We start from the raw sequence: 24093 nt of genomic DNA, 5'->3' as shown, positions 1-24093 counted from the left end.
AGCCTTTATCGCCAGCCCGACCCCAACCGCCGCCGCATCTCGTCCTTGTCGTCCTGGATCATGCCGGGGATCAGGAACAGGTCGATCAGCGCCCAGAGGCACACCAGCCCGACCAGCGGCCAGCCGATCAGCACCGGCGTCAACAGCCAGCCCAGGCCCCACAGCAGCAGCATGACGACGCCGCTGGTCCAGCGGCCAAGATACATGCGATGCGCGCCGAAACCCCAAAGGAAGATCGCCAGCAGGTAAGCCACCAGCGGCGATTTCGCGTCATTCGCGACCCTCTGTTCGATCAGCAGTTCCCTTTGCGTGTCCATCGGCTCCGTCCATGTTAATGCAATTCACATATAGGCCGGATGGGCGTCGCAACAAGGGCGGGCCGATGCGCGGGATATTTTGCCCATCTCGCGGCGAGCCCCGCCGGATGCCGGGCCTTCGCATCCGGGTGGCACCACCCTACCAATCCGCCGCGCCATGCGCTAAGGGACGCGCAAACGTGACGGAGCCGCGCTCATGAAATTCACCCTCTCCTGGCTCAAGGAGCATCTCGACACCACCGCCAGCCTCGATGAGATCACCGAGGCGCTGACCGACCTTGGCCTCGAGGTCGAGGGCGTGGCCGATCCGGCGGCGAAGCTGGGGGCCTTTACCCTGGCCAAGGTTCTGCATGCCGAGCAGCATCCCGATGCCGACCGGCTGCGGGTCTGCCGCGTCATGACCGACGAGGGCGAGAAGCAGATCGTCTGCGGCGCCCCCAACGCCCGCGCCGGCATTACCGTGGTGCTGGCCAAGCCCGGCGACTACGTCCCCGGCATCGACGTGACCCTGGGCGTCGGCAAGATCCGCGGCGTCGAGAGCCATGGCATGATGGCCTCGGAACGCGAGCTGGAACTGTCGGAGGAGCATGACGGCATCATCGAACTGCCCTCGGGCGAGGTGGGCGACAGGTTCGTCGACTGGCTGGCCGCGAACCGTCCCGAGGCGGTCGATCCGGTGATCGAGATCAAGATCACCCCGAACCGCCCCGACGCGCTGGGCGTCCATGGCATCGCCCGCGACCTTGCCGCGCGCGGGCTGGGCCGGCTGAAGCCGGTCAGGGACGTGACCGTGCCGGGCAGCTTCGCCTCGCCCATCAAGGTTACGATCACGCCCGAGATGGCGGAAAAGGCGCCGTTCTTCAGCGGCCGGCTGATCCGCGGGGTCAGAAACGGGCCGTCGCCGGACTGGCTGCAAAAGCGACTGACCGCCATCGGGCTGCGGCCGATCAATACGCTGGTGGACATCACCAATTTCTTCACCTTCGACCTGAACCGGCCGCTGCATGTCTTTGACGCCGACAAGGTGCGGGGCGACCTGACCGTGCGCGCCTCGGCCGAGGGCGAGGAATTGCTGGCGCTGGACGGCAAGACCTATGCCTTCGCCCCCGGCACCATGATCATCGCCGATGAGGCCGGCCCGGAAAGCATCGCCGGCATCATGGGCGGCGAGGAGACCGGCTGTTCCGAGGAAACGGTGAACGTCTTCCTGGAAAGCGCCTATTGGGATCCCATCGCCATCGCCACGGCGGGCCGGGCGCTGAAGATCAGCTCCGACGCCCGCTATCGCTTCGAACGTGGCGCGGACCCGGCCTTTACCCGGCCGGGGCTGGAACTGGCGACGCAGATGATCCTGGAGCTGTGCGGCGGCGAGGCTTCCGAGGTGGTGACGGCGGGCGCGGTTCCCGACACGACTCGCAGCTACCTTCTGGAGCCGGCGCGGGTCAGCAGCCTGGTCGGCATGGACATCCCCGAGGCCGAGCAGCGCGCGACGCTGGCCGCGCTGGGTTTCCGGCTGGAGGGCGACCGGGCTTTCGTGCCCAGCTGGCGACCCGACGTGCAGGGCAGCGCCGACCTGGTCGAGGAGGTGGCGCGCATCGCCAGCCTGACCAAGCTGCAGGGCCAGCCGCTGCCGCGCCCGCAGGCGGGCGTGCCGCAGCCGGTGCTGACCCCCTTGCAGCGCCGCGAACAGGCGGCGCGGCGCATGGCGGCCTCGCTGGGCTACAACGAATGCGTGACCTACAGCTTCATCGACCATAAGGCCGCGGCGCTGTTCGGCGGGGGTTCCGAGGCGGTCAGGATCGAGAACCCGATCAGCAGCGAGATGACGCATATGCGCCCCGACCTGCTGCCGGGCCTGCTGGCGGCGGCGGCGCGCAACCAGGCGCGCGGCTTTGCCGACCTGGCGCTGTTCGAATGCGGCCCGGTCTTTTCGGGCGGCGAGCCGGGCGAGCAGGATCTGCACCTGTCGGGCATCCTGGTCGGGGCGAACGCGGCGCGCGACCCCTATGCCTCGCGGCGCAAGGTGGACATCTACGACGCCAAGGCCGATGCCGAGGCGGTGTTGCAGGCCATCGGCGCCCCCGCGAAAGCCCAGATCAACCGCAAGCTGGACGGCTGGTGGCATCCCGGCCGGGCGGGGAACATTGCGCTGGGGCCGAATACGCTGGCCACCTTCGGCGAGATCCATCCCCGCGTGCTGCGCCATTTCGGCATCAAGGGCGCGGCGGTCGGCTTTACCCTGCGCATCGCCGCCGTGCCGCTGCCCAAGGTCAGGACGCCCTCGCGCCCGGCGCTGGTGCTGTCGGACCTGCAGGCGGTCGAGCGCGACTTCGCCTTCGTGGTGGATGGCGGCGTCGAGGCGCTGGCGCTGGTCAATGCCGCGGCGGGCGCGGACAAGGCGCTGATCGAGCGGGTGACGGTCTTTGACCAGTTCACCGGGCTGGAAGGCGGCAAGAAATCCATCGCCATCACCGCGCGGTTGCAGCCGCGGGAAAAGACCCTGACCGATGCCGAGATCGAGGCGGTCAGCGCCAAGATCGTCGAAAAGGTCGGCAAGGCCACCGGCGGCGTGCTGCGCAGCTAGGGCGGGCCATGGGGCCGGGGTCCGCGCCCCGGCCTGATGCCCCGGTTCAGTCGGTGAAATAGCCCAGCGTTTCGAAATCGCGGGCGTAATGGTCGCGCACCCGGATCCGGTCCACCTGGTCCCAGGCGATCTCCAGCGGGTCGGGGCGCAGGTCATGGGTCAGGCTTTCGGGCGGGGCGACGCCCAGCCATTCCGCCATGCGGGCGACCGGGGCCTGCAAGCCGTCCTCGAAGCGGAAGGTCTCGACCTCGCTGCCCAGGAACTCCCATTGCGGGCGCAGGTGGTTGTCCAGGCAGAAGGGTTCGCGCTTCTGGCGGTTCAGCCAGTCCTCGAGCCAGAGCGAGAAGACGGGCAACCCCTTGAAGAAGTTCTCTTTCGCCAGATGCGCCCGCATCCGGTATTCGCTGGCGACCCGGTCGTAGGGGTTGCGCACCACCGTCAGCGCATGGTCGAAATACCCCTCGCCCAGAAGCGCGCGGATGTCCTGCATGCGCAGGTGCTGCGGCGTGCATTTCATCGCCGCGGGAATGCCCTGGCTGAACAGGCGCAGCGGCGCGACGCCCTGCATCCAGTTCTCGATCGACGTGCCGCCGGTCTTGGGGATGTGGATGAAAAGGATACGTTTTCCGTTATACTCGATAAAAGGCATGCAACCATCCGGGAAAGTTTCCCGGACGGTCCATGAATTGCGCATCGGATGCAAGCCCTGCCGCGATGCCGGTCAGGCGGCGCCGACCTCGATGCCGCGCTGCACGGCGGGGCGGGCAAGGAAGCGGTCCAGATAGGCCCGCACATTGGCGAACCCGTCCATGCCGGTTTCGGCCTCGGCCTCGTAGTTCACGCGCACCGTGCGCAGCCAGGGGCCGGTGGCCATGTCGGCGATGGAATATTCGCCGGTGATCCAGTCCCGCCCCTGAAGCTGCTTGTCCAGCACGCCCAGCAACCGCCGCGCCTCGTTGTAATAGCGGGTGCGCGGGCGGGGATCCTCGATCTCGCTGCCCTTGTAGCGGTGGAAATAGCCGACCTGGCCGAACATCGGCCCGACCCCGCCCATCTGCCACATCAGCCACTGGATCGTGTGATAGCGCGCAGCCCCCGAGGCGGGCAGGAATTTCCCGGTCTTGTCGCCCAGATAGATCAGCATGGCGCCGGTCTCGAACAACCCGATGGGCTGGCCGTCCGGCCCGTTCGGGTCGATCATCGCCGGGATCTTGTTGTTGGGGTTCAGCGACAGGAATTCCGGGGTGAACTGGTCCTCGGGGTCGCCGATGCTGATGCGGTGGGCGTCATAGTCCAGCCCGCATTCCTCCAGCATGACCGAGGTCTTGATGCCGTTCGGGGTGTTCAGCGTGTAAAGCTGGATCACGTCGGGACGCCGGGGCGGCCAGCGGCGGGTGATCGGAAATTCGGAAAGTGCCGTCATGTCGTTTCCTGTCGAGTCCTGTCTCATGTTGCAAGGGGTTAGCGTGATGTGGCAGCCTTTGCCGGAACGCGCGCAACAGGCTGGGAAAGGTAAGCCCATGTTCAAGGAGTTCAAGGAATTCATCGCCCGCGGCAATGTCATCGACCTTGCCGTCGGCATCATCATCGGCGCAGCCTTCACGGCGATCGTGAATTCGCTGGTCGCCGACCTGATCAACCCGATCATCGGGCTGTTGACCGGCGGCACGGATTTCAGCGGGCATTACCTGGTGCTGAAGGGCGAGGTTCCGCCGGGCACCAGCCTGCAGGTGGCGCGCGATTCGGGCGCCTCGGTCTTTGCCTATGGCGCCTTCCTCTCGGCGATCATCAATTTCCTGATCATCGCCTGGGCGGTGTTCCTGCTGGTCAAGGCGGTGAACCGGGTGCAAAGCGCCGCCACCCGCAAGAAGGAGGCCGAAGAGGCCGCCCCCGCCGGCCCGACGCAAGAGGAACTGCTGATGGAGATCCGCGACGAGCTGCGCGCCCGCCGCGCCTGAGGCGAAAGCGACCCAGGAAGGCAATGGCGCGGCCCCCCTTTGGGGTCGCGCCTTGTCGTCCATGGCGGCGATTTTCGCTTATATCCCGGCTCTGGCGGCGCTATGGTCGAAGAAACCGGCGCCGGCCGGCAGCCGCGAGACAGGGATCGCCCCGATGATCGAGCTTGACGCAACGGATCGCCGCATTCTTTCCGTCCTGCAACGCGACGGGCGCATGACCAATGCCGACCTGGCAGGCGAGGTCGGGCTGTCCCCCAGCGCTTGCCATCGCCGCGTGCAGCGGCTGGAAGAGGCGGGGGTGATCCGCGGCTATGTCGCGCTGCTCGACGCGCGCAAGCTCGAACGCCCGACCACGGTCTTCGTCGAGATCACGCTGTCCGGCCAGGCCGACGAGTTGCTGGAGGCTTTCGAGCGCGCCGTGCGCACCATCCCCGACGTGCTGGAATGCCACCTGATGGCCGGCTCGGCGGATTACCTGCTGAAGGTGGTGGCCCAGGACACCGACGATTTCGCCCGCATCCACCGCCAGCGGCTGGCCAAGCTGCCGGGGGTGCAGCAGATGCATTCCTCGTTCTCGCTGCGCACGGTGGCCTTCACCACGGCGCTGCCGGTGTGAATGTGCCGGCGTGAATGAAAAACCCCCGTGCGTGGCACGGGGGTTTTCCTGAAACGAACGTGTCGCTCGTCTTACAGCGCGCCTTCGCGTTGCGCTTTCTTGCGCGCCAGCTTGCGGGCGCGGCGGACGGCCTCGGCCTTTTCACGGGCCTTCTTGACCGAGGGTTTCTCGAAATGCTGCTTGAGCTTCATTTCACGGAACACCCCCTCGCGCTGAAGTTTTTTCTTCAGAGCACGAAGCGCCTGTTCGACGTTGTTGTCGCGAACACTTACCTGCATGTGGTTGTCACCACCTTCCTAGGTTAAAGTTGAGCTGATTTGCAGGACGCGGCCTTCTAGCAAGCCGAATCGGCTTTGTCCAGATTTTCTGGACCCGCGCTGCAGGAAGAAAAAAGGAGAGTGCCATGACGGATGACCGCGAGCGGCTGATCGAGGCCGCCCTGTCCCATGTCGTCTTCGAGGGCATGGGGGAAAAGGCCATCGCCGAGGGCGCGCGCGACATCGGCATGAACCCGGCGCTGGCGCGGGTGCATCTGCCGCGCGGCGGCGCGGATCTTGCCGCCGCCTATCACCGCCGGGGCGACCAGGCGCTGCGCGACTGGATGGCCGCGCATCCGCCCGAGGGACGGTTTCGCGACCGCGTCTCGGCGGCGGTGATGCAGCGGCTGTCGCTGAGCAACCGCGAGCTTGCGCGGGCGGGGGCGGCGATCCTGGCCCTGCCGCAGCACGCGGCGCTCGGCGCGCGGCTGGTCTGGGAGACGGCCGATGCGATCTGGGACGGGCTTGGCGACCGCTCCGAGGACGTGAACTGGTATTCCAAGCGCGCGACGCTGTCGGCGGTCTATGGCGCGACGGTGCTTTACTGGCTGGGCGACGATTCGCCCGAGGCCGAGGAGACGCGCCGCTTCCTGGACCGCCGCATCGAGGGCGTGATGCGCTTCGAAAGCCTCAAGGAACGGGTCGGCGGGCTGCCCGGCGTCTCGACCCTGGCCGGGCTTGCGACGGGCTGGATCAGGCGGCCGGAAAATCGCAATCTGCCCGGAGCGTTGCGCGCAAATCCGCGCGCCCGGACGGAAGGAGGCGACGGGTGATTCCCGATGTGATGCAGGCGATCGAGATTTCATCCCCCGGCGGGGCCGAGGTGCTGCGGCCGGTGACGCGGCCGGTTCCGGTGGCCGGGCATGGCCAGATCCTGATCCGCGTCGCCTGGGCGGGGGTGAACCGTCCCGACGTGCTGCAACGCGCCGGCTCCTATGCGCCGCCGCCGGGGGCCTCGGACCTGCCGGGCCTGGAATGCGCCGGCGAGGTGGCGGCCGTCGGCCCAGGCGTCACGCGCTGGAGGCCGGGCGACCGGGTCTGCGCCCTGCTGCCGGGCGGCGGCTATGCGCAATACGCGACCTGCCCGGCAGACCACGCCCTGCCGATTCCGCAGGGCCTGTCGCTGCGCCTGGCCGCCGCATTGCCGGAAACCGCCTTCACCGTCTGGTCCAACGTGGTCATGCGCGGGGCCCTGCAGCCGGGCGAGCGCTTTCTGGTCCATGGCGGCTCCTCGGGCATCGGCACCATGGCGATCCAGATCGCCAGGGCGCTGGGCGCGCGGGTCTGGGCGACGGCGGGCTCGGCCGAGAAATGCGCGGCCTGCGAGAGGCTGGGCGCCACCGCGATCAACTATCGCGAGCAGGATTTCGTCGCCGTGCTGCGCAAGGCCGGCGGCGCCGATCTGATCCTCGACATGGTCGGGGGCGACTATATCGCCCGCAACGTCCGGTGCCTTGCGGATGACGGCCGGCTGGCCATGATCGCCTTCCTTGCCGGTCCCAAGGCCGAGATCAATTTCGCCCAGATCATGGCCCGGCGGCTGTCCGTGACGGGTTCGACCCTGCGCCCGCAATCCGACCTGGCCAAGGCCCGCATCGCAGGCGCGTTGCAGGAACGGCTCTGGCCGCTGGTCGAGGCCGGGGCGGTGCGCCCGCTGATCGACAGCACCTTCCCGCTCGCCGAGGCGGCCGAGGCGCATCGCCGCATGGAGGGCAGCGGCCATATCGGCAAGATCCTGTTGCGGGTTTCGGTCGAGGATTGACCGCTCCGGCGGTTTTGGCACGGCCCGGTGCCTCCGGCGGGGATATTTGAAGCACGAAAGAAGCCGTTAACCGAATCGCAAGGATTTTCTGCCAGTTTGGAATCACGGAACAGGCGGGGACGCCGATGGCCGTCACGGAAGAAGCCACACCCCGACCTTCAGCTCCGGCGGGCGGGGTGTGTGCTTTTCTTTCGTGTCTAAATATCCCCGCCGGAGGCATCGTAGCCGTTCCGTCAGCGCGGCGCCGGCATCAGGAAGCTGCCCTGGCAATCCCGCCTGGCATCCTCGGCGCAGGCGCGGGGCTGCAGGTCGCGGGTCAGGCAGATGCGGATCTCTTGCAGGGCGCGGGCGCGGCAGGTCACGGTGATGCCGTCGCGCGCCAGGCCGGGATTGGCCTCGATGAAGGCGTCTTCGATCACCTGGGCGGGCAGGGTGACGTCGCGGTCGAGCCGGCGCAGGGTTTCGGGCAGGGCGATCCGGGCGGCGGCCTCGCGGGTCAGGGCGAAGTAGTCCCGCGCCGGCAGGCCCGAGCAGCGCCCGTGCTTCTTCCATTGATGCCAGGCCAGGCCGCCCGTTCCCATCACATCCGCCATGGCGCGGGTTTCGCGGCGCGGGGGGTCGCGGGCCTCGGTCCGGCAATATTCTGGCCAGCCGCGTTCGTATTGCGGCCACAGGCCATGGACGACGAAGCCAAGCTTCCGTCCGCTCGCGCATTGCTCGGCATCGCGCTCGGCGCGGCACCAGCTGGGCGACCAGCTGAGCGACAGGACGTAATAGTCGAACCGTCCCGCGATGTCCTGGGCCAGGGCCGCGGGGGCGAGCAGGAGGAAGGCGATCAGGATGGCCGGTTTCATGGTGGGGAACCTAGCGCCGGTCCTTGCCGCGCGCCACGAATTTCAGGCTTTATTTTGGCCCCTTCCGGCCCTATATAGCCTGTCAATCCCCCGAAAATGGAATGGCACCCCGCCGAAAGCCGTTTTCCCCGGCCGGAAAAGATATTGTTAAGGAGAAGGTCATGAACAAGCCGCTGATGGCCAAGGCCACCGCCGTCTGGCTGGTCGACAACACGACGCTGAGCTTCAAGCAGATCGCCGATTTCTGCGGCATGCACGAGCTTGAGGTCCAGGGCATCGCCGACGGCGACGTGGCGGTCGGCGTCAAGGGCTTCGACCCGGTCGCCTCGAACCAGCTCGACGCCTCCGAGATCGAGAAGGGCCAGAAGAACCCGCTGCACCGGCTGAAGCTCAAGCACAACCCCGCCGCCGAGGGCGAGGAGAAGCGCCGCGGCCCGCGCTATACGCCGCTTTCCAAGCGCCAGGACCGGCCCGCCGCGATCCTGTGGCTGGTCAAGTTCCATCCCGAGCTGGGTGATTCGCAGATCTCGAAGCTGGTGGGCACCACCAAGCCGACCATCGCCTCGATCCGCGACCGGACGCATTGGAACATCCAGAACATCCAGCCCATCGACCCGGTGGCGCTGGGGCTGTGCCGGCAGTCCGAGCTGGACGCCGCCGTGCAGAAGGCCGCCAAGCGCAAGGCGGCCGAGGGCGGCGCCATGACCGACGACGAGCGTCGCAAGCTGCTTTCGACCGAGACCTCGCTTGCCATGTCGGACGAGCCGCGCCTGCCCAGCTCGATCGCCGGGCTGGAGAATTTCAGCCTCAGCAAGGATGACGACAAGCCCGAGCGGGACGACAACCTGGATGCGGACAGCTTCTTCAACCTGCCCGATGCGGATGACGACGAGGACGAGGATCACTGAATCCCGCAAACCCCGGAGCTCGGCTCCGGGGTTTTTTCTGGCCGGTCAGATCGACAGGCAGATGTATTTCATCTCCAGGTAATCCTCGATGCCGTGGCGCGAGCCCTCGCGGCCGAGGCCGGATTGCTTGACGCCGCCGAAGGGCGCCACCTCGGTCGAGATGATGCCGGTGTTCACTCCGACGATGCCGTATTCCAGCGCCTCCTGCACGCGGGTGATGCGGCCGATGTCGCGGGCATAGAAATAGGCGGCGAGGCCGAAGATGGTGGCATTGGCGCGCTCGATCGCCTCTTGCTCGGTCTCGAAGCGGAACAGCGGCGCCAGCGGGCCGAAGGTTTCCTCGCTTGCCACCTTCATCCTGTCGGTGATGCCGGTGACGACGGTCGGGTCGAAGAACAGCCCCTCGCGCGGCTTGCCGCCGGTGACGACGATGGCGCCACCCTCGACCGCGTCCTGGATATGCTCCTGGACCTTTTCGACCGCATCCCGGTTGATCAGCGGGCCGGTGGTGACGCCTTCCTCTAGCCCGTCGCCGACGCGCAGCTTGTCGACCGCCACCGCCAGCCGCCTGGCGAATTCGTCATAGACCCCGGCCTGCACATAGATGCGATTGGCGCAGACGCAGGTCTGGCCGTTGTTGCGGAATTTCGAGGCCATGGCGCCTTCCACCGCCGCATCCAGGTCGGCGTCGTCGAAGACGATGAAGGGCGCGTTGCCGCCGAGTTCCATCGAGCATTTCAGCACCTGGTCCGCGGCTTGGCGCAGCAGGATGCGGCCGACCTCGGTCGAGCCGGTGAAGGTCAGCTTGCGGATCAGCGGGTTCTCGCAGAATTCCTTGCCGATGTCGGAGGAGCGCGACGAGGTCACGATGCTGAACAGCCCCTTGGGCAGGCCGGCGCGTTCCGCGAGCACGGCGAGCGCCAGGGCCGAGAGCGGCGTTTCGGCGGCGGGGCGGCCGACGAAGCCGCAGCCGGCGGCGATGGCCGGGCCGCATTTGCGGGTGATCATCGCATTGGGAAAGTTCCAGGGCGTGATCGAGCCGACCACGCCGATCGGCTGGCGGATCACCGTCAGGCGCTTGTCAGGCTGGTGGCCGGGGATGGTTTCGCCGTAGATGCGCTTGGCCTCTTCGCCGAACCATTCGATGAAGCTGGCGCCATAGGCGATCTCGCCCTTGGCCTCGGGCAAGGGCTTGCCCTGTTCGGCGGTCAGGATCTTGCCCAGGTCGTCTTGGTTTTCCATCATCAGGTCGAACCATTTGCGCATGATCTGGGCGCGTTCCTTGGCGGTGCGGGCGGCCCAGCCCTTCATCGCCTCGGCCGCGGCGGCGATGGCGCGGGCGACCTCGGCGCGGGACAGGTCCGCCACCTCGGCGATCACGTCGCCGCGCGCCGGGTTCACCACCGGAAAGGTCTTGCCGTCATCGGCGTCGATCCATTCGCCGACGACATAGGCGCGGGTCTGCAAGAGCGAGGGGTCTTTCAGCAACATCTTCAGGTCGGTCGCATGTCTGGTCATGGCGGGCTCCTTCCGTTCGGGTCGGGTGCAGGCTTGCGCTTTTGCCGGGCCAACGCAAGCCGCAGCTGCCGCGTGCCGGGATCGAGCAATCGTGATGAACCGGATGGCGGGCTGCGGCGTTGCCTTGCCATCGTCAGGTTTTCCCTCTTGGCGTATTCGACTGGGCGGCGTCTCTCTCTGGCGCCGCCCTTTTTCGTCGCTTCTGTTTCGCCGCGGCAGGGATTATTCCTTGGGCAAACCCGGTGATGGGCCGGATTCAGGGTACTTGGAAAACGGTGAAATGCGGGAGCTGGATGAGCTGAAGGCGCTGGGCGATCCCGGCAAGGCGGCCGAGATGGCGGCCTATCACAAGGCGCCGCGCGAATATCTGGGCGTGGCGGTGCCGGTGATCGATGCGCTTGCCCGCGGCTGGCGGGCGGGGCTGGACGTGCCGGGGCGGGTCGATCTGGCGCGGCGGCTTTGGGACAGCGACCTGCACGAGGCGCGCATCGCGGCGGCCAAGCTGCTGACCCAGGCGCGGATCCGGCCCGACGACGCGGCCTGGGATCTGATTGCCGGCTGGGTGCCGCAATTCGACGGCTGGGCGATTGCCGATCACGCCATGAAGGCGGGCGAGCGCCGGCTGCTGGCCCGGCCCGAGCGGCTGGACGAGGTCGAGGCCTGGCTGGACCATCCCCGCTTCTGGGTGCGCCGCGCCGCGCTGGTCGGCACGCTGCCCTGGACGCATATCCGCAATCCCAAGCCGCAGGACCTGGAGCGGCGCGAGCGTGTGCTGGCCTGGCTGGACCGGCTGGCCGACGACCGGGAGTGGTTCGTGCAAAAGGCCATCGGCTGGTGGCTGCGCGAACTGTCCAAGCACGATCCCGGCCGCGTGCGCGACTGGCTGGCCGCGCATGGCGCGCGGCTGAAGCCCTTTGCCCGGCGCGAGGCGGGGCGGTGGCTGCCGGAAAACCGCGGCGGGACGGTGCAGGACCGGCCGGGCGGCGATCAGCTGCCATAGACCTCGATCGTGGGCAGGTCGGTCAGGCTGACGCCGATCAGTTGCAATGCCGGCAGCGAGACCTGGCTGCCGCCGCTGGCCGGGCCGTCCAGCGGGATCAGCCGCACCTTGGCGGATTTGCCGTTCGCCGGGTTCACGATGCGGCCGTCGGTTTCGGATTTCACCAGCGGGGTCTTGATCCAGAAGCCGGGCTGCGAGGGATCGCCCAGCGAGGCGATGGTGGTGCCGATCCGACGCTCGCCCGTGGCGGGCGGGGCGGCGGCGGCGGCCTTCTGCTCGCGGGTGGTGGTGTCGAATTGCGCCGCCGTGCGCGCCGCGGGCGAGGGGCGGGCGGCCGCGGTCAGCACCGAGCCCGCCGCGGTTCCGGTGCCGGCCGTCGCGCCGTCGCTGCCGGCGGTGGTGCCGGGCGTGCGGGGGGTGGTCTGCGTTGCGGGGGTGCAGGCGGCCAGTGCCAGCAGCGCCAGCGCGCCCAGCAGGCGCAGGATCGGCTTGGTCATCGGCATGCGCTTGTCCTTCATCCTTTTCAGGTCGGGGCGAGGCTAGACCCGGCCGGCCCCTGCTGTCCAGCCGAGCTTCCATTCATGGTTACGAGACCATCAACGGATCGGCCGGCTTGTGCCGATGCCGGCCCGTGCTTATCTTTGCGCCATGGATGTCCAGGCCCCGCTGATAGACCCCTTTGCCAGGCCGATCACCTACCTTCGGGTGTCGGTGACGGACCGTTGCGATTTCCGCTGCACCTATTGCATGGCCGAGCACATGCAGTTCCTGCCCAAGCGCGACCTGCTGACGCTGGAAGAGCTGGACCGGCTGTGTTCCGCCTTCGTGGGCCTGGGCGTGCGCAAGCTGCGCGTCACCGGCGGCGAGCCGCTGGTGCGGCGCAATATCATGGAATTCTTCCGCGCCATGTCGCGCCACTTGGGCGCCGGTCCGAATGGCGGGCTGGACGAATTGACGCTGACCACCAACGGCAGCCAGCTGGCGCGATTCGCCGACGAACTGGCCGATTGCGGCGTGCGGCGGGTCAATGTCTCGTTGGATACGCTCGATCCCGACCGTTTCGCCCGCATCACCCGCTGGGGCAGATTGCCGCAGGTGCTGCAGGGGATCGAGGCGGCGAAGGCGGCCGGCATGCGGGTCAAGATCAACACCGTCGCGCTGAAGGGTTTCAACGAGGACGAGTTGTTTCGCCTGGTCGACTGGTGCGCGGACCAGGGCCACGACCTGACCTTCATCGAGGTCATGCCCATGGGCGAGATGGGCGAGGAAGAGCGGCTGGACCAGTATTGGGCGCTGTCCGACCTGCGCGCGCGCCTGGGCGAGCGCTTCACGCTGACGCCGCTGGCCGAGCGCACCGGCGGGCCGGCGCGCTATGTCCGCCTTGAGGAGACCGGGCAGAAGATCGGCTTCATCACGCCGCTGACGCATAATTTCTGCGAAAGCTGCAATCGTGTCCGCATCACCTGCACGGGCGAGCTGTTCATGTGCCTGGGGCAGGAGGATCGCGCCGACCTGCGCGCGCCGCTGCGTGCCAGCCAGGACGATGCCCCGCTGCGCGATGCCATCCGCGAGGCCATCGCCCGCAAGCCCAAGGGCCATGACTTCGACTATTCCCGCCGGCATGTCGCCGGGCAGGTCAGCCGCTTCATGAGCCATACCGGCGGCTAGTAGCTGGCGCCGTCCACCGCCTGGCTGGCCAGTGCGCGCGGGTTGACCCCTGCGAGGCAGTTCACGTTCACCGCCACCATCTCGGCCCCGTCCGGTCCCGTGCCGAAGGCGTAGGATTCGACGCCGCAGGTCGGGCAGAAGCGGTGATGGATCTGCTTGCGGTTGAACAGGTATTCCGTCACCGGCCCGTCGCTGGTCAGGCGGAAATCCGCCCTGGGCACGAAGGTCAGCACGAAGCCCAGCCGCTGGCAGCGCGAGCAGTTGCAGGTGAAGGTCTGGTCCAGATCGGCATCCACCTCATAGGCGATGCTGCCACATTGGCAGCTGCCTTGGTAGTGCTGTCGGGTCATGGTTTGCCTCCCGTTTTGCGACTCGGGTGCATGGTGGGGCAGGGCGGCGGGCATCGCAAGCGGAAATGTTCCCGAGTTGTTCCGTTTCGGGTTGCCATTTCGCTGCGGATGCCTATCTCATGCGCTTGGCGGAATCAGGACGTGATCAGGACTGGCGCGATGGAACAGAAGTTCATCGAGGTTCGCGGCGCGCGCGAGCATAATCTGAAGAACGTGGACATGGACATTCCGCGCGACCAGCTGGTGGTCATCACCGGGCTGTCGGGTTCGGGCAAGTCGAGCCTTGCCTTCGACACCATCTATGCCGAGGGGCAGCGGCGCTATGTCGAAAGCCTGTCGGCCTATGCCCGGCAGTTCCTGGACATGATGGGCAAGCCGGACGTGGACCATATCTCGGGCCTGTCGCCGGCGATCTCGATCGAGCAGAAGACGACCAGCAAGAACCCGCGCTCGACCGTCGGCACGGTGACGGAAATCTACGACTACCTGCGGCTGCTCTTTGCCCGCGCCGGGACGCCCTATTCCCCGGCGACCGGCCTGCCGATCGAGGCGCAGCAGGTCCAGGACATGGTGGACCGGGTGATGGAACTGCCCGAGGGCACGCGCGCCTATCTGCTGGCGCCCATCGTCCGCGACCGCAAGGGCGAATATCGCAAGGAATTCCTGGAACTGCGCAAGCAGGGCTTCCAGCGCGTCAAGGTGAACGGCCAGTTCCACGAGCTGGACGAGCCGCCGACCTTGGACAAGAAGTTTCGCCACAATATCGACGTGGTGGTGGACCGCATCGTCGTGCGCGAAGGCATGGAGACGCGGCTGGCCGACAGTTTCCGCACCGCGCTGGACCTGGCCGACGGCATCGCCGTGCTGGAGACCGCGCCGTCCGAAGGCGAGCCCGAGCGCATCACCTTCTCCGAGAATTTCGCTTGCCCGGTCAGCGGCTTCACCATCCCCGAGATCGAGCCGCGGCTGTTTTCCTTCAACGCGCCCTTCGGCGCCTGCCCGGTCTGCGACGGGCTGGGGGTCGAGCTGTTCTTCGACGAGCGGCTGATCGTGCCCGATTCGGCGCTGTCGGTGGCGCAGGGGGCCATCGCGCCCTGGGCCAAGTCGAAATCGGCCTATCTGACCCAGACCGTCAACGCGCTGGCCCGGCATTACGGCTTCGACAAGAAGACGCCCTGGAAGGATCTGCCGGAATCGGTGCGCCAGATGTTCCTGCGCGGCTCGGGGCAGGACGAGATCCCGTTCCGCTTCGACGATGCCGGCCGCATCTACGAGGTGACGCGCCAGTTCGAGGGCGTGATCCCCAACATGGAGCGGCGGCTGCGCGAAAGCGACAGCGCCTGGGTGCGCGAGGAGTTCGAGAAATACCAGAACAACCGCCCCTGCGGCGCCTGCGACGGCTATCGGCTGAAGCCCGAGGCGCTGGCGGTCAGGATCGCCGGCAGCCATATCGGCAATGTCACCGAACTGTCGATCCGCGAGGCGCTGGCCTGGATCGAGGCGGCGCCCAAACACCTGACGAAGCAGAAGAACGAGATCGCCGCCGCCATCCTCAAGGAGATCCGCGAAAGGCTGGGCTTCCTGGTGAACGTGGGCTTGGATTACCTGACGCTGTCGCGCGCGGCCGGCACGCTGTCGGGCGGCGAAAGCCAGCGCATCCGCCTGGCCAGCCAGATCGGCTCGGGACTGACCGGGGTGCTTTACGTGCTGGACGAGCCCAGCATCGGCTTGCACCAGCGCGACAACGATCGGCTGCTCTCGACGCTCAAGGGGCTGCGCGACCAGGGCAATTCGGTGGTGGTGGTCGAACATGACGAGGATGCGATCCGCCATGCCGACTATGTCTTCGACATGGGGCCGGGCGCGGGGGTGCATGGCGGCCAGGTGGTCGCCCGCGGAACTCCGGCCGAGATCGCCGCCGATCCCTGCAGCCTGACCGGGCAATACCTGTCCGGCGGGCGCGAGATCGCCGTGCCGTCGGAACGCCGCAAGGGCAATGGCAAGGCGATCAAGGTGGTCGGCGCCACCGGCAACAACCTCAAGAACGTCACCGCCGAGTTCCCCCTGGGCAAGTTCGTCTGCGTCACCGGCGTCTCGGGCGGCGGCAAGTCCACCCTGACCATCGAGACCCTGTTCAAGACCGCCAGCCTGCGGTTGAACGGCGCGCGCCAGACCCCGGCCCCCTGCGAGACCATCAAGGGGCTCGAGCATCTGGACAAGGTGATCGACATCGACCAGCGCCCCATCGGGCGCACGCCGCGGTCGAACCCGGCGACCTATACCGGCGCCTTCACCCCGATCCGCGACTGGTTCGCCGGCCTGCCCGAGGCCAAGGCGCGCGGCTACAAGCCCGGCCGCTTCAGCTTCAACGTCAAGGGCGGCCGCTGCGAGGCCTGCCAGGGCGACGGCGTCATCAAGATCGAGATGCATTTCCTGCCCGACGTCTATGTCACCTGCGAGACCTGCAAGGGCAAGCGCTACAACCGCGAGACGCTGGAAGTGACCTTCAAGGGCAAGTCCATCGCCGACGTGCTGGACATGACGGTCGAGGATGCGCAGGAATTCTTCAAGGCCGTGCCCTCGATCCGCGAAAAGATGGACGCGCTGGTCGAGGTGGGCCTGGGCTACATCAAGGTCGGCCAGCAGGCCACGACGCTGTCGGGCGGCGAGGCGCAGCGGGTCAAGCTGTCCAAGGAACTGTCGCGCCGCGCCACCGGCAAGACACTGTATATCCTGGACGAGCCGACCACGGGGCTGCATTTCGAGGATGTGCGCAAGCTGCTGGAAGTGCTGCATTCCCTGGTCGAGCAGGGCAATACGGTGGTGGTGATCGAACATAACCTTGACGTCATCAAGACCGCCGACTGGATCATCGACATCGGCCCCGAGGGCGGCGACGGCGGCGGCCGCATCGTCGCCACCGGCACGCCCGAGGCCGTGGCCGAGGTCGAGGCCAGCCATACCGGCCGCTACCTGGCGCCCATGCTGGCTGCGGCGCGCAGCCGCGCCGCGGAATAGGCGCGGCCGCAGGCCAAGGGGCTACATCGTATCTGCGGGCTCGACACCGGCTGGCGGCGCGGGCCGCGGCCAAGGGCTATGCGACCTCGCCGTGACCCGGTGTGGCTTGACCGAATATGGCGCGATCCTGCCCCCCCCTGCCGCCGGCCGGCACGCCGCCTTGCGGCGATGATCGCCGGCCGGCCCGGCCGGGCAAAATGCGTTCCCCTGGCTGCTGCCGCTTTTTCGATCTGGTCAGGCGTTCGATTTTCGCGTTATCTCCATTTTGCCTGCATCTGTCTTTAGGCTTGATTTCGATCAAGCGGGGCGGATGCAGGATTTCTCCAGTGTTTTCATCCGGCGCAGCGCACCGGATGAACCCGGTAACGAACGCAAAAGGAGCGCGAATTGCCTGTTACAACTGTTAATCTCATGTGGATCGGCAACCGGTCCCTGCTCGATCCCACCCCCTCCAGCAACATCAACCAGGACCAGGCCAATGCGATCATCGGCTGGGAGGCCGAGGGCCGCGAGGAAATCGCGCCCCTCGCCTTGACCGGCGATTATTTCGGCTCAGGCAGCAACAGAAGCTTCAGAACCAGCTATCAGTCGGGTTTTCTGCAACCTGCCAGTCGGTTTTCCTATACCGACCCGGATGGCAGCCCGCAAAGCGACGTCACCCTCAACACCTTTCTCAGCGCTCGCTTTGCTGTTACCGTGCATGATGAGGATGGCGGTGCCAGCGTGGTGGAACTGAACGGCATCCTCATGCAGATGAGCAATGGCGATCTGTTCGTCCGTCCCTCGACGGACACGGCGGCTGCCTGGAGCGCCCATGCCCGCATCTCCAAGATCGAGATCTTGGGCGTGACCCGCTTGTCGGGCGACACGGGCGTCGCCACCATCGGCTTCAGCGCCGAGATCTTCGAGGCCGAGATCGTCTGTTTCACCCGCGGCACGCTGATCGAATGCGCCGGGGGGCTGCGGCCGGTGGAAAGCCTGCGCATCGGCGACCTGGTGCGGACGCTGGACAACGGGCTGAAACCGCTGCGCTGGATCGCCTCGCGCCGGCTGGGCCGGGAACTGGCGGCCACGCCCAAGCTGCGCCCGATCCGCATCCGCGCCGGGGCGCTGGGGCAGGGCGTGCCCTCGGCTGACCTGCTGGTCTCGCCGCAGCATCGCATCCTGGTGCGCTCCAGGGTGGCGATGCGGCTGTTCGGCTGTGCCGAGGTGCTGGTCGCGGCCAAGCAGCTGCTGATGCTGGACGGGGTGGACATCGCCCAGGATCTGGAGGCGGTGGAATATTTCCACTTCGCCTTCGACCGGCACGAGGTCGTCTTTGCCAACGGGGCCGAGGCGGAATCGCTTTACCCCGGCGCGCAGGCGCTGAAAGCCATCGGCCGCAGCGCCCGCGAAGAGCTGTTTGCGCTTTTCCCCGCCCTGCGCGAGCCGGTCGCCCCGCCGGTCGCCGCGCGCGAGATCGTCTCGGGCCGGCAGGGCCGCAGGCTGGCGCTGCGCCATCTGCGCAACGGCCGCCCGTTGGTCGCCGAGGCTGCCGGGCTGCATTGACGCCGCGAAACCGCGATGCAGGCCGCCCCGCCCGCCTTGCGCCGGGGGCGCTTTCTTCCGCCCCTGGCGCGGGCTAAGGTCGCGCCATGACGCAGAATGCCCTGACACCCGAAACCATAGCCGCCCTGTTCACCCGCGACGGGCGCTATCTTTGCGCGCGCTGGGGCCGGCCGGTGGCGCCGGTCATCTTCGGCCTGGCCGACGAAAGCCTGGCGGTGTTTCGCGACGCCACCCGCGCCGTCCTGGCCCATGCCCGCCATCCCATCGCCGAGACCGACCCCGAGATGGGGGCGAACATGATGACCTTTTTCCTGCGCGGCTGGCAGGAATTGCGGGATCTGCCGGATCTCGACCGGCTGACCGGCCAGCCCGGTCTGGCGGCGCGGTTGCAGGGCAGCGATGCCGACCAGTATCGGCTGTTCCGCTTTGACGCCGACGGCGCCATCCGCGCCTGCATCGGTTTCGTGAACATGGGCGGACGGCTGGCCGGGGCCCATCCGGGCCAGCTTGCCGAAACCGTCGCCGTGCGGGCCATGCTGAGCTTTGCCCGCGACGTCACGCCCTCGCCGGAGCTGGCGGCGCTGATCCGGGCCGCCTATGACCCGGTAATGCCGCCCGCGGCGACCGATCCCTCGCATGCGCTGCGGCTGGCGGCGCGTCTGCCGCGGTGACGGCCCTGCGTCACGGGATCAGGACGACGGATCCTGTGGTCCTGCGGGCCTCGACCTCGGCCTGGGCCAGGGCGCTTGCGCCAGCCGATAGGTCCGGGGTTCCGCGGCCCGGAGACGCCCCTCCTGCAGGGCCGCGAACAGCCGCCCGGCCGCCGCCTCGTATTCCGCCCGATCCGCCGTGCAATGCGCGATCGAGGGCCAGGGCAACTATCGCCTGAGAAGGCTGGGTGCGATCCGCTTCGGGCTTTATGCCGCGCCGGACCATGTGCGGCGGCACGGCGCCCCCGAGAGGCCCGAGGATCTGCACCGGCACCCGGTCATCGGCTGGACCGAGGATCTGGCCTATCTGGCCATGGCAAACTGGTTGGAGAGCCGTTGTTCGGGGCTTCGCCCGTGCTTGCGGCTGGCCTCCTTTGCCGCCCAGTTCGAGGCGGTGCGCAAGGGCGCCGGCTGGGCGGTGCTGTCCCACTTCGCCGCCCGCCGCGCCGGTTTGGTGCCGGCATTGCCGGGCGTGTTCCGCCCGGAGTCCGAACTCTGGCTGCTGACCCATGGCCAGTCCGGCGCTCTCCAGCGGGTCAGGCGGGTGCGCGACTGCGTCGCAGCGGCGATAAGGGAGGAGTTGGCGGCCAAAAGCGATGCCGGCTGCGCCTAGCCCGAGTTTCGGTCATGGGCTTGGTCAGGCGGACAGGCGTTTGGTGATGCCGAAGGCGGCCGAGTTGTGGCCATAGGCCAGCGGGTGGCGGCTGCGGATGTCGGTCTTGAGCAGGTCCACCACGTCCTCGAGCCGCACGGTCGGCGGAAACACCCGGTCATAGCCCATCTCGAGGAAGCGCTGCTCGACCTCGGCGAAGGCGCGCTTGCCGATCACCAGGTTGCCGCCGACGTAAAGCAGGATCTCGCCCAGTCCGCGCTCCGCGCAGCGGGCGCGCGGGCCCTGGCAGTCGATCTCGCCATGGCCATAGATCGACGAGACCAGGATGGCGTCGGCCCTTTCCTCGATGGCGGCCTGGATGAACTCGTCCTGGCTGACCATGACGCCCAGGTTCACCACCGCGATGCCGTTTCGGCCCAGCACCGCCGCGATGATCTTGTTGCCGACCGCGTGGCAATCGGCGCCGATCACCCCCAGGATGACCCGGTATTCCGAGACCGCCTCCAGCATGGTTCCTCTCCTTTGCAATGAACCTGCGAAAAGGGGCAGGGGAATCGCTCCCCTCCGGTCAAGTTTTGTGAAGTGATGTGATTAATAGATAAATACCCCTTATCTGTTTCCGGCAGGGGGTGGCCGCCGGCCGGACCTTGACCGGGGGCGTCAGGCCGGGTCGCCGGGTTCCAGATAGGGCAAGAAGGCCGCGATCAGCGCGGGCGGTATTCTCGCCGGTTTCATGGACTTGTTGATATGCACCAATTCTATCTCGATCCGCGCCAGCACCTGGCTTTCCCTGCGAAAGACATGCCGGATGCGCACGCCAGCGCCCCTGATGGAAATCACCGACGTCGCGCAAACGATCAGGTCGTCGAGACAGGCCGGCCTTTGCCAGGCAATATCGGCATTTCGCGCCACGAACTGCTCTCCGTCCGGGCTGACGAGCGGGTATCCGACATGCCTCAGCAATTCGGAGCGGCTTCGCTCGGCAAATTCAAGGTATCTGGAATGATAGACGATGCCGCCGGCATCCGTATCCGCATAGTAAACGCGATAAGCCTGCGTGAATGCAGGGCCATCTTGAAGGGGTTGGTTCAGCTGCATCCCAAGCTTCCTCGCTTCTGCCGGCCTTGGTCGCGGCCGTGACGCCCCGGCCGGAACTGTTCCATTGCTTCGCAACCCTATCAAGCCCTCGCCCCTTTCGCATGGGGGTCGCGCCCGGCTTTTGCACCCGCCATGAACGGTCGATCAAGAGCGCATGAAGGGGATCGCGTTTCCGGTCATCGGCCGGGCCTTGGCGGGAGATTCACCCATGCAGGCCGGTTATCGCCCTTGGCCTGCGGCCGATATTCGGGGCCGCAACCCCTTCCTGCAATGGCGGCGCGCCGGTCCTTGCCCTGCATTCCGATGCGCCGCGGCCGAATCGCCGCCCTTGCCCCTCCGCCAGGCGGGGGTGCGGCGGCAGGCCCGATCTCGCGGGCAATTGACGCAGAATTGACGCGCCGCGGGGTTGCTCCGCTGGGCGGTTCTGCTAACTCCGGCCCAGCAGAAGCCGCATCCCAGCGGCCCAAAGGACAGGCCGAATTTCATGGAACAACTCGCCGGAGCCGGGCAGCCGGTCGATTTCTCGCTTATCGCGCTGTTCGCGCGCGCCTCGCTGACGGTGCAGATCGTCATGGTGATCCTGATCCTGGCCTCGTTCTGGGCCTGGGCGATCATCATCCAGAAGTTCGTCGCCTTCAACGCCGCCCGGCGCGAGGCGGACCGCTTCGACCGCGCCTTCTGGTCGGGCCAGCCGCTGGACGACCTCTACGACCGCATCGGCGAGACGCCCTCGGGCCCGGCCGAGCGCATCTTTTCCGCAGGCATGGCCGAATGGCGCCGCAGCCATCGCGACGACGGCAACCTGATCGCCGGCGTCACCGCGCGCATCGATCGCGCCATGAACGTCACCATCAACCGCGAGAACGACCGCCTGACCCGCGGCCTGCCCTTCCTGGCCACGGTGGGCTCGACCGCGCCCTTCATCGGCCTGTTCGGCACGGTCTGGGGCATCAAGACCGCGTTCGAGGAGATCGCGATCTCGCAGAACACCTCGCTTGCGGTGGTGGCGCCGGGCATTGCCGAGGCGCTGGTGGCGACCGCGCTTGGCCTGCTTGCGGCGATTCCGGCGGTGATCTTCTACAACAAGCTCAGCTCGGATGCCGACCGCATCACCGGGGGATACGAGACCTTCGCCGACGAGTTCTCGACCATTCTCTCGCGCCAGCTGGACGACGAATAAGATGGGCGCGGGGATCGTCAAGCGGGGCCGCAACGGCAAGGGCCGCGCCCGCAGCCAGCCGATGGCGGAAATCAACGTCACGCCCTTCGTGGACGTGATGCTGGTGCTGCTGATCATCTTCATGGTGGCGGCGCCGCTTCTGACCGTGGGCGTGCCCTTGGAACTGCCCAAGACCGCCGCCCAGGCCGTGCCCGCCGAGCCCGAGGAGCCGCTGAGCGTCTCGGTCACGCCCGAGGGGCCGATCCTGGTCATGACCACCGAAGTCCCCGAAAACGAGCTTGTCACCCGGCTGCGCGCCGTCGCCGCCGAGCGGCAGAGCGACAAGATCTACCTGCGTGCCGACGGCGCCATCCCCTATGCCCGGATCATGGAGGTCATGGGGGCGCTGAACGCGGCCGGCTTCAACAATATCGTCCTCGTGACCGAGGCGGGCGGGCCGCGCATGGACGCGGGATCGGACGGCTGAGCCATGGACCGGGCGGAACGCATCGGCTTCTGGGTTTCGGGCGTCGCCCATGCCGGGCTGTTGGGCGCGGCGCTGGTCGGCGGCGCGCTGTTCCGGCCGCAGCCGCTGGAGGCCGTGCGCATGGCCGAGGTCGCGACCATGTCCGAGGCCGAGTTCCAGTCGCTGGCCGCCGCGGCCGCCGGGCGCGGCCCGGTATCCGATGCCGCCGCGACCACCCCGGCGCAGCCGCGTCCGCCCGCCGACGAGAACCGGCTGGGCGAGGTCGAGGCGGTCAGCCCGCCCGCCCCCGATGCGCAGGCGGCAGAGCTGTCCACGCCCCCCTCGCGGCCCGAGGCGCGGCCGGACCTGTCGGATTTCCAGACCCCGAACCGGCCTGTCGCCGTGGCGACCGATGCGCCGCGCCCCGCCGAGCCGCAGAACACCGTGGACCTGGCAGCGCTGCCGCAGGCGTCGGACCGCCCCGATCCGGCGCGCAATCCCGCCCAGCCGCAATCGCCGGCGCCGATCCCGCAGCGTTCGGCGCTGGCCCCGGTCGAATCCTCGCGCCCTCGCGGCCGTCCCGAAGGGCTGGCCGAGGCCGTGCAGGCCCGCCGCGCCGCCGCCGAGGCCGCGCGCCAGCGCGAGGAATTGCTGGCCTGGCAGGAAGCCGAGGCGGCTGCCGAACGCACTGCCGCCGCCAAGGCCGAGGAGGCCGCCGCCCGCCGCGCCGCCGAGGAACGCGCCAGGGAAGAGCGCCGCGAGGCCCAGGCCCAGGCCGATGCGGAAGCCGCCCGCAAGGCCGAGGAAGCCGAGGCCCGCGCCCGCCGCCTTGCCGCCGCCGATAAGGCTGCCGCCGAGGAAGCCGCCGCCGAAAAACGTGCCGCCGAAAAACGCGCCGCCGAGCGCAAGGCCGAGGCCGATCGCCGCACCGCCGCCGAGAAGGCCGCCGCCGAAAAAGCGGCAGCCGAGAAAGCCGCTGCCGAGAAAGCTGCGGCTGAAAAGGCTGCCGCTGAAAAGGCCGAGGCCGAGAGAAAGGCCGCCGAGGCCAAGGCCCGCAAGGAGGCCGAGGAACAGGCCGCCGCCGAACGCGCCGCAGCCGAGAAGAAGGCGGCCGAGAAGGCTGCCGCCGAAGCCAAGGCCCGCGAGCAAGCCGAGGCCGAGCGCAAGGCCGCCGAGGCCGCCAAGCAGGCCGCGCTGGCCGAGGCGATGCAGGACCAGGGCTCGGGCGGTTCGGGCGGTGGTGGCGCCGCCGCGAACGGGCCGCCGCTGAGCCAGGGCGAGAAGGACGGCTTCCGCGTGGCGGTCGAGCAATGCTGGAACCGCGGCTCGCTGTCGACCGAGGCCAGCCGGACCACGGTTTCGGTGCAGTTCTCGATGGCGCCGGACGGGACGGTGGAAAAGGGCTCGCTGCGCATGATCGGCCATGACGGCGGCTCGGATGCGGCGGCGAAACAGGCCTACGAGGCCGCGCGCCGGGCGATCCTGATGTGCGAAAAGGGCGGCTACAAGCTGCCGCCGGAAAAATACAACCGCTGGAAGGACGTCATCATCGACTTCAACGCCAGCGGCGGCGCGCGGGTCAAGTGACATGGCATCCCGCATGGCATCTCTCGGTGCGACACTCTATCC

25 protein-coding genes are annotated in these 24093 nt (G+C 67.9%); 15 read left to right on the top strand and 10 right to left on the bottom strand.

Annotated elements, in window-relative coordinates:
* Positions 1–5: 5 nt before the first annotated feature.
* Positions 6–317: a TM2 domain-containing protein gene (locus E3U25_RS17180; protein ID WP_116222095.1), complete on the bottom strand. Its 312-nt coding sequence runs from the start codon at positions 315–317 to the stop codon at positions 6–8.
* Positions 318–513: 196 nt separating this feature from the next.
* On the opposite strand from E3U25_RS17180, the gene pheT reads away from it, so the two are divergent.
* A complete protein-coding gene (gene pheT / locus E3U25_RS17175) occupies positions 514–2901 on the top strand; it encodes a phenylalanine--tRNA ligase subunit beta (protein WP_116222096.1) in 2388 nt (795 codons plus the stop codon).
* Between the two features lie 46 nt (positions 2902–2947).
* On the opposite strand, the gene E3U25_RS17170 is transcribed toward pheT, so the two are convergent.
* Both E3U25_RS17170 and E3U25_RS17165 read right to left on the bottom strand, forming a co-directional pair.
* Complete coding sequence (locus tag E3U25_RS17170) at positions 2948–3550, bottom strand: sulfotransferase family 2 domain-containing protein (RefSeq protein WP_166435537.1); 603 nt, start codon at positions 3548–3550, stop codon at positions 2948–2950.
* 72 nt (positions 3551–3622) lie between these two features.
* Complete coding sequence (locus E3U25_RS17165) at positions 3623–4324, bottom strand: glutathione S-transferase C-terminal domain-containing protein (RefSeq protein WP_036752303.1); 702 nt, start codon at positions 4322–4324, stop codon at positions 3623–3625.
* A 97-nt stretch (positions 4325–4421) separates the two neighbouring features.
* Between E3U25_RS17165 and mscL the strand changes: the two genes are divergently transcribed.
* Together mscL and E3U25_RS17155 are read left to right on the top strand one after the other, a co-directional pair.
* Positions 4422–4859: a large conductance mechanosensitive channel protein MscL gene (mscL, locus tag E3U25_RS17160; protein ID WP_036752300.1), complete on the top strand. Its 438-nt coding sequence runs from the start codon at positions 4422–4424 to the stop codon at positions 4857–4859.
* 157 nt (positions 4860–5016) lie between these two features.
* On the top strand, positions 5017–5475 hold the full coding sequence (locus E3U25_RS17155; protein ID WP_175562323.1) for an Lrp/AsnC family transcriptional regulator: 459 nt from the start codon (positions 5017–5019) through the stop codon (positions 5473–5475).
* Between the two features lie 71 nt (positions 5476–5546).
* Here the strand turns inward: E3U25_RS17155 and rpsU are convergent, their stop codons facing one another.
* Positions 5547–5753, bottom strand: coding sequence for a 30S ribosomal protein S21 (gene rpsU, locus E3U25_RS17150; RefSeq protein ID WP_011748553.1), 207 nt, complete (start codon positions 5751–5753; stop codon positions 5547–5549).
* 125 nt (positions 5754–5878) lie between these two features.
* Between rpsU and E3U25_RS17145 the strand changes: the two genes are divergently transcribed.
* The gene (locus tag E3U25_RS17145; protein WP_116222098.1) at positions 5879–6565 is read left to right on the top strand and encodes a COQ9 family protein; all 687 of its coding nucleotides are present in this window, start codon (positions 5879–5881) and stop codon (positions 6563–6565) included.
* Between the two features lie 11 nt (positions 6566–6576).
* On the top strand, positions 6577–7554 hold the full coding sequence (locus E3U25_RS17140) for an NAD(P)H-quinone oxidoreductase (RefSeq protein ID WP_116222099.1): 978 nt from the start codon (positions 6577–6579) through the stop codon (positions 7552–7554).
* Positions 7555–7787: 233 nt separating this feature from the next.
* Here the strand turns inward: E3U25_RS17140 and E3U25_RS17135 are convergent, their stop codons facing one another.
* Complete coding sequence (locus E3U25_RS17135; protein ID WP_116222100.1) at positions 7788–8408, bottom strand: ribonuclease T2 family protein; 621 nt, start codon at positions 8406–8408, stop codon at positions 7788–7790.
* A gap of 161 nt (positions 8409–8569) precedes the next feature.
* On the opposite strand from E3U25_RS17135, the gene E3U25_RS17130 reads away from it, so the two are divergent.
* Positions 8570–9316: a DUF1013 domain-containing protein gene (locus tag E3U25_RS17130; protein WP_036752291.1), complete on the top strand. Its 747-nt coding sequence runs from the start codon at positions 8570–8572 to the stop codon at positions 9314–9316.
* A 45-nt stretch (positions 9317–9361) separates the two neighbouring features.
* Here E3U25_RS17130 and E3U25_RS17125 read toward each other — a convergent pair whose 3' ends face one another.
* Positions 9362–10834, bottom strand: a complete 1473-nt coding sequence (locus E3U25_RS17125; protein WP_116222101.1) for an NAD-dependent succinate-semialdehyde dehydrogenase — start codon at positions 10832–10834, stop codon at positions 9362–9364.
* Positions 10835–11114: 280 nt separating this feature from the next.
* Here E3U25_RS17125 and E3U25_RS17120 point away from each other — a divergent pair, with 280 nt between their 5' ends.
* On the top strand, positions 11115–11834 hold the full coding sequence (locus E3U25_RS17120) for a DNA alkylation repair protein (protein WP_116222102.1): 720 nt from the start codon (positions 11115–11117) through the stop codon (positions 11832–11834).
* On the opposite strand, the gene E3U25_RS17115 is transcribed toward E3U25_RS17120, so the two are convergent.
* Positions 11822–12331: a hypothetical protein gene (locus tag E3U25_RS17115; RefSeq protein ID WP_116222439.1), complete on the bottom strand. Its 510-nt coding sequence runs from the start codon at positions 12329–12331 to the stop codon at positions 11822–11824. The genes E3U25_RS17120 and E3U25_RS17115 overlap by 13 nt on opposite strands.
* Before the next feature lie 124 nt (positions 12332–12455).
* Here E3U25_RS17115 and moaA point away from each other — a divergent pair, with 124 nt between their 5' ends.
* A complete protein-coding gene (gene moaA / locus E3U25_RS17110; protein WP_072461633.1) occupies positions 12456–13502 on the top strand; it encodes a GTP 3',8-cyclase MoaA in 1047 nt (348 codons plus the stop codon).
* Here the strand turns inward: moaA and E3U25_RS17105 are convergent.
* Complete coding sequence (locus E3U25_RS17105; protein WP_036752283.1) at positions 13499–13852, bottom strand: GFA family protein; 354 nt, start codon at positions 13850–13852, stop codon at positions 13499–13501. The two genes, moaA and E3U25_RS17105, sit on opposite strands and share 4 nt — an antisense overlap.
* A gap of 159 nt (positions 13853–14011) precedes the next feature.
* Between E3U25_RS17105 and uvrA the strand changes: the two genes are divergently transcribed.
* The 4 genes from uvrA (at position 14012) to E3U25_RS17085 (ending at position 19741) form a co-directional block, all read left to right on the top strand.
* Complete coding sequence (uvrA, locus tag E3U25_RS17100; RefSeq protein ID WP_116222104.1) at positions 14012–16870, top strand: excinuclease ABC subunit UvrA; 2859 nt, start codon at positions 14012–14014, stop codon at positions 16868–16870.
* 387 nt (positions 16871–17257) lie between these two features.
* Complete coding sequence (locus E3U25_RS17095) at positions 17258–18418, top strand: Hint domain-containing protein (protein ID WP_244295187.1); 1161 nt, start codon at positions 17258–17260, stop codon at positions 18416–18418.
* 86 nt (positions 18419–18504) lie between these two features.
* Positions 18505–19089, top strand: a complete 585-nt coding sequence (locus E3U25_RS17090; RefSeq protein ID WP_116222105.1) for a hypothetical protein — start codon at positions 18505–18507, stop codon at positions 19087–19089.
* Positions 19090–19267: 178 nt separating this feature from the next.
* Entirely contained in the window at positions 19268–19741 is a 474-nt protein-coding gene (locus E3U25_RS17085) for a LysR substrate-binding domain-containing protein (protein WP_116222106.1), read from the top strand.
* A 24-nt stretch (positions 19742–19765) separates the two neighbouring features.
* Here E3U25_RS17085 and glmS read toward each other — a convergent pair whose 3' ends face one another.
* Positions 19766–20251 (bottom strand): methylaspartate mutase subunit S, encoded by a 486-nt coding sequence (gene glmS, locus E3U25_RS17080; RefSeq protein WP_116222107.1) that lies wholly within the window; start codon positions 20249–20251, stop codon positions 19766–19768.
* A 150-nt stretch (positions 20252–20401) separates the two neighbouring features.
* Complete coding sequence (locus E3U25_RS17075) at positions 20402–20839, bottom strand: YbgC/FadM family acyl-CoA thioesterase (RefSeq protein WP_116222108.1); 438 nt, start codon at positions 20837–20839, stop codon at positions 20402–20404.
* 484 nt (positions 20840–21323) lie between these two features.
* Here E3U25_RS17075 and tolQ point away from each other — a divergent pair, with 484 nt between their 5' ends.
* The 3 genes from tolQ to tolA are packed head-to-tail and all read left to right on the top strand — an operon-like array spanning position 21324 to position 24051.
* Entirely contained in the window at positions 21324–22019 is a 696-nt protein-coding gene (tolQ, locus tag E3U25_RS17070) for a protein TolQ (protein WP_036752275.1), read from the top strand.
* Between the two features lies 1 nt (position 22020).
* Positions 22021–22485: an ExbD/TolR family protein gene (locus E3U25_RS17065; protein WP_036752272.1), complete on the top strand. Its 465-nt coding sequence runs from the start codon at positions 22021–22023 to the stop codon at positions 22483–22485.
* Positions 22486–22488: 3 nt separating this feature from the next.
* The gene (tolA, locus tag E3U25_RS17060; RefSeq protein ID WP_116222109.1) at positions 22489–24051 is read left to right on the top strand and encodes a cell envelope integrity protein TolA; all 1563 of its coding nucleotides are present in this window, start codon (positions 22489–22491) and stop codon (positions 24049–24051) included.
* Positions 24052–24093: the final 42 nt, after the last annotated feature.

The sequence above is a fragment of the Paracoccus versutus genome (assembly GCF_029909795.1).
GTDB lineage: Bacteria > Pseudomonadota > Alphaproteobacteria > Rhodobacterales > Rhodobacteraceae > Paracoccus > Paracoccus versutus.
This window is presented reverse-complemented; position numbering and strand designations above follow the sequence as displayed.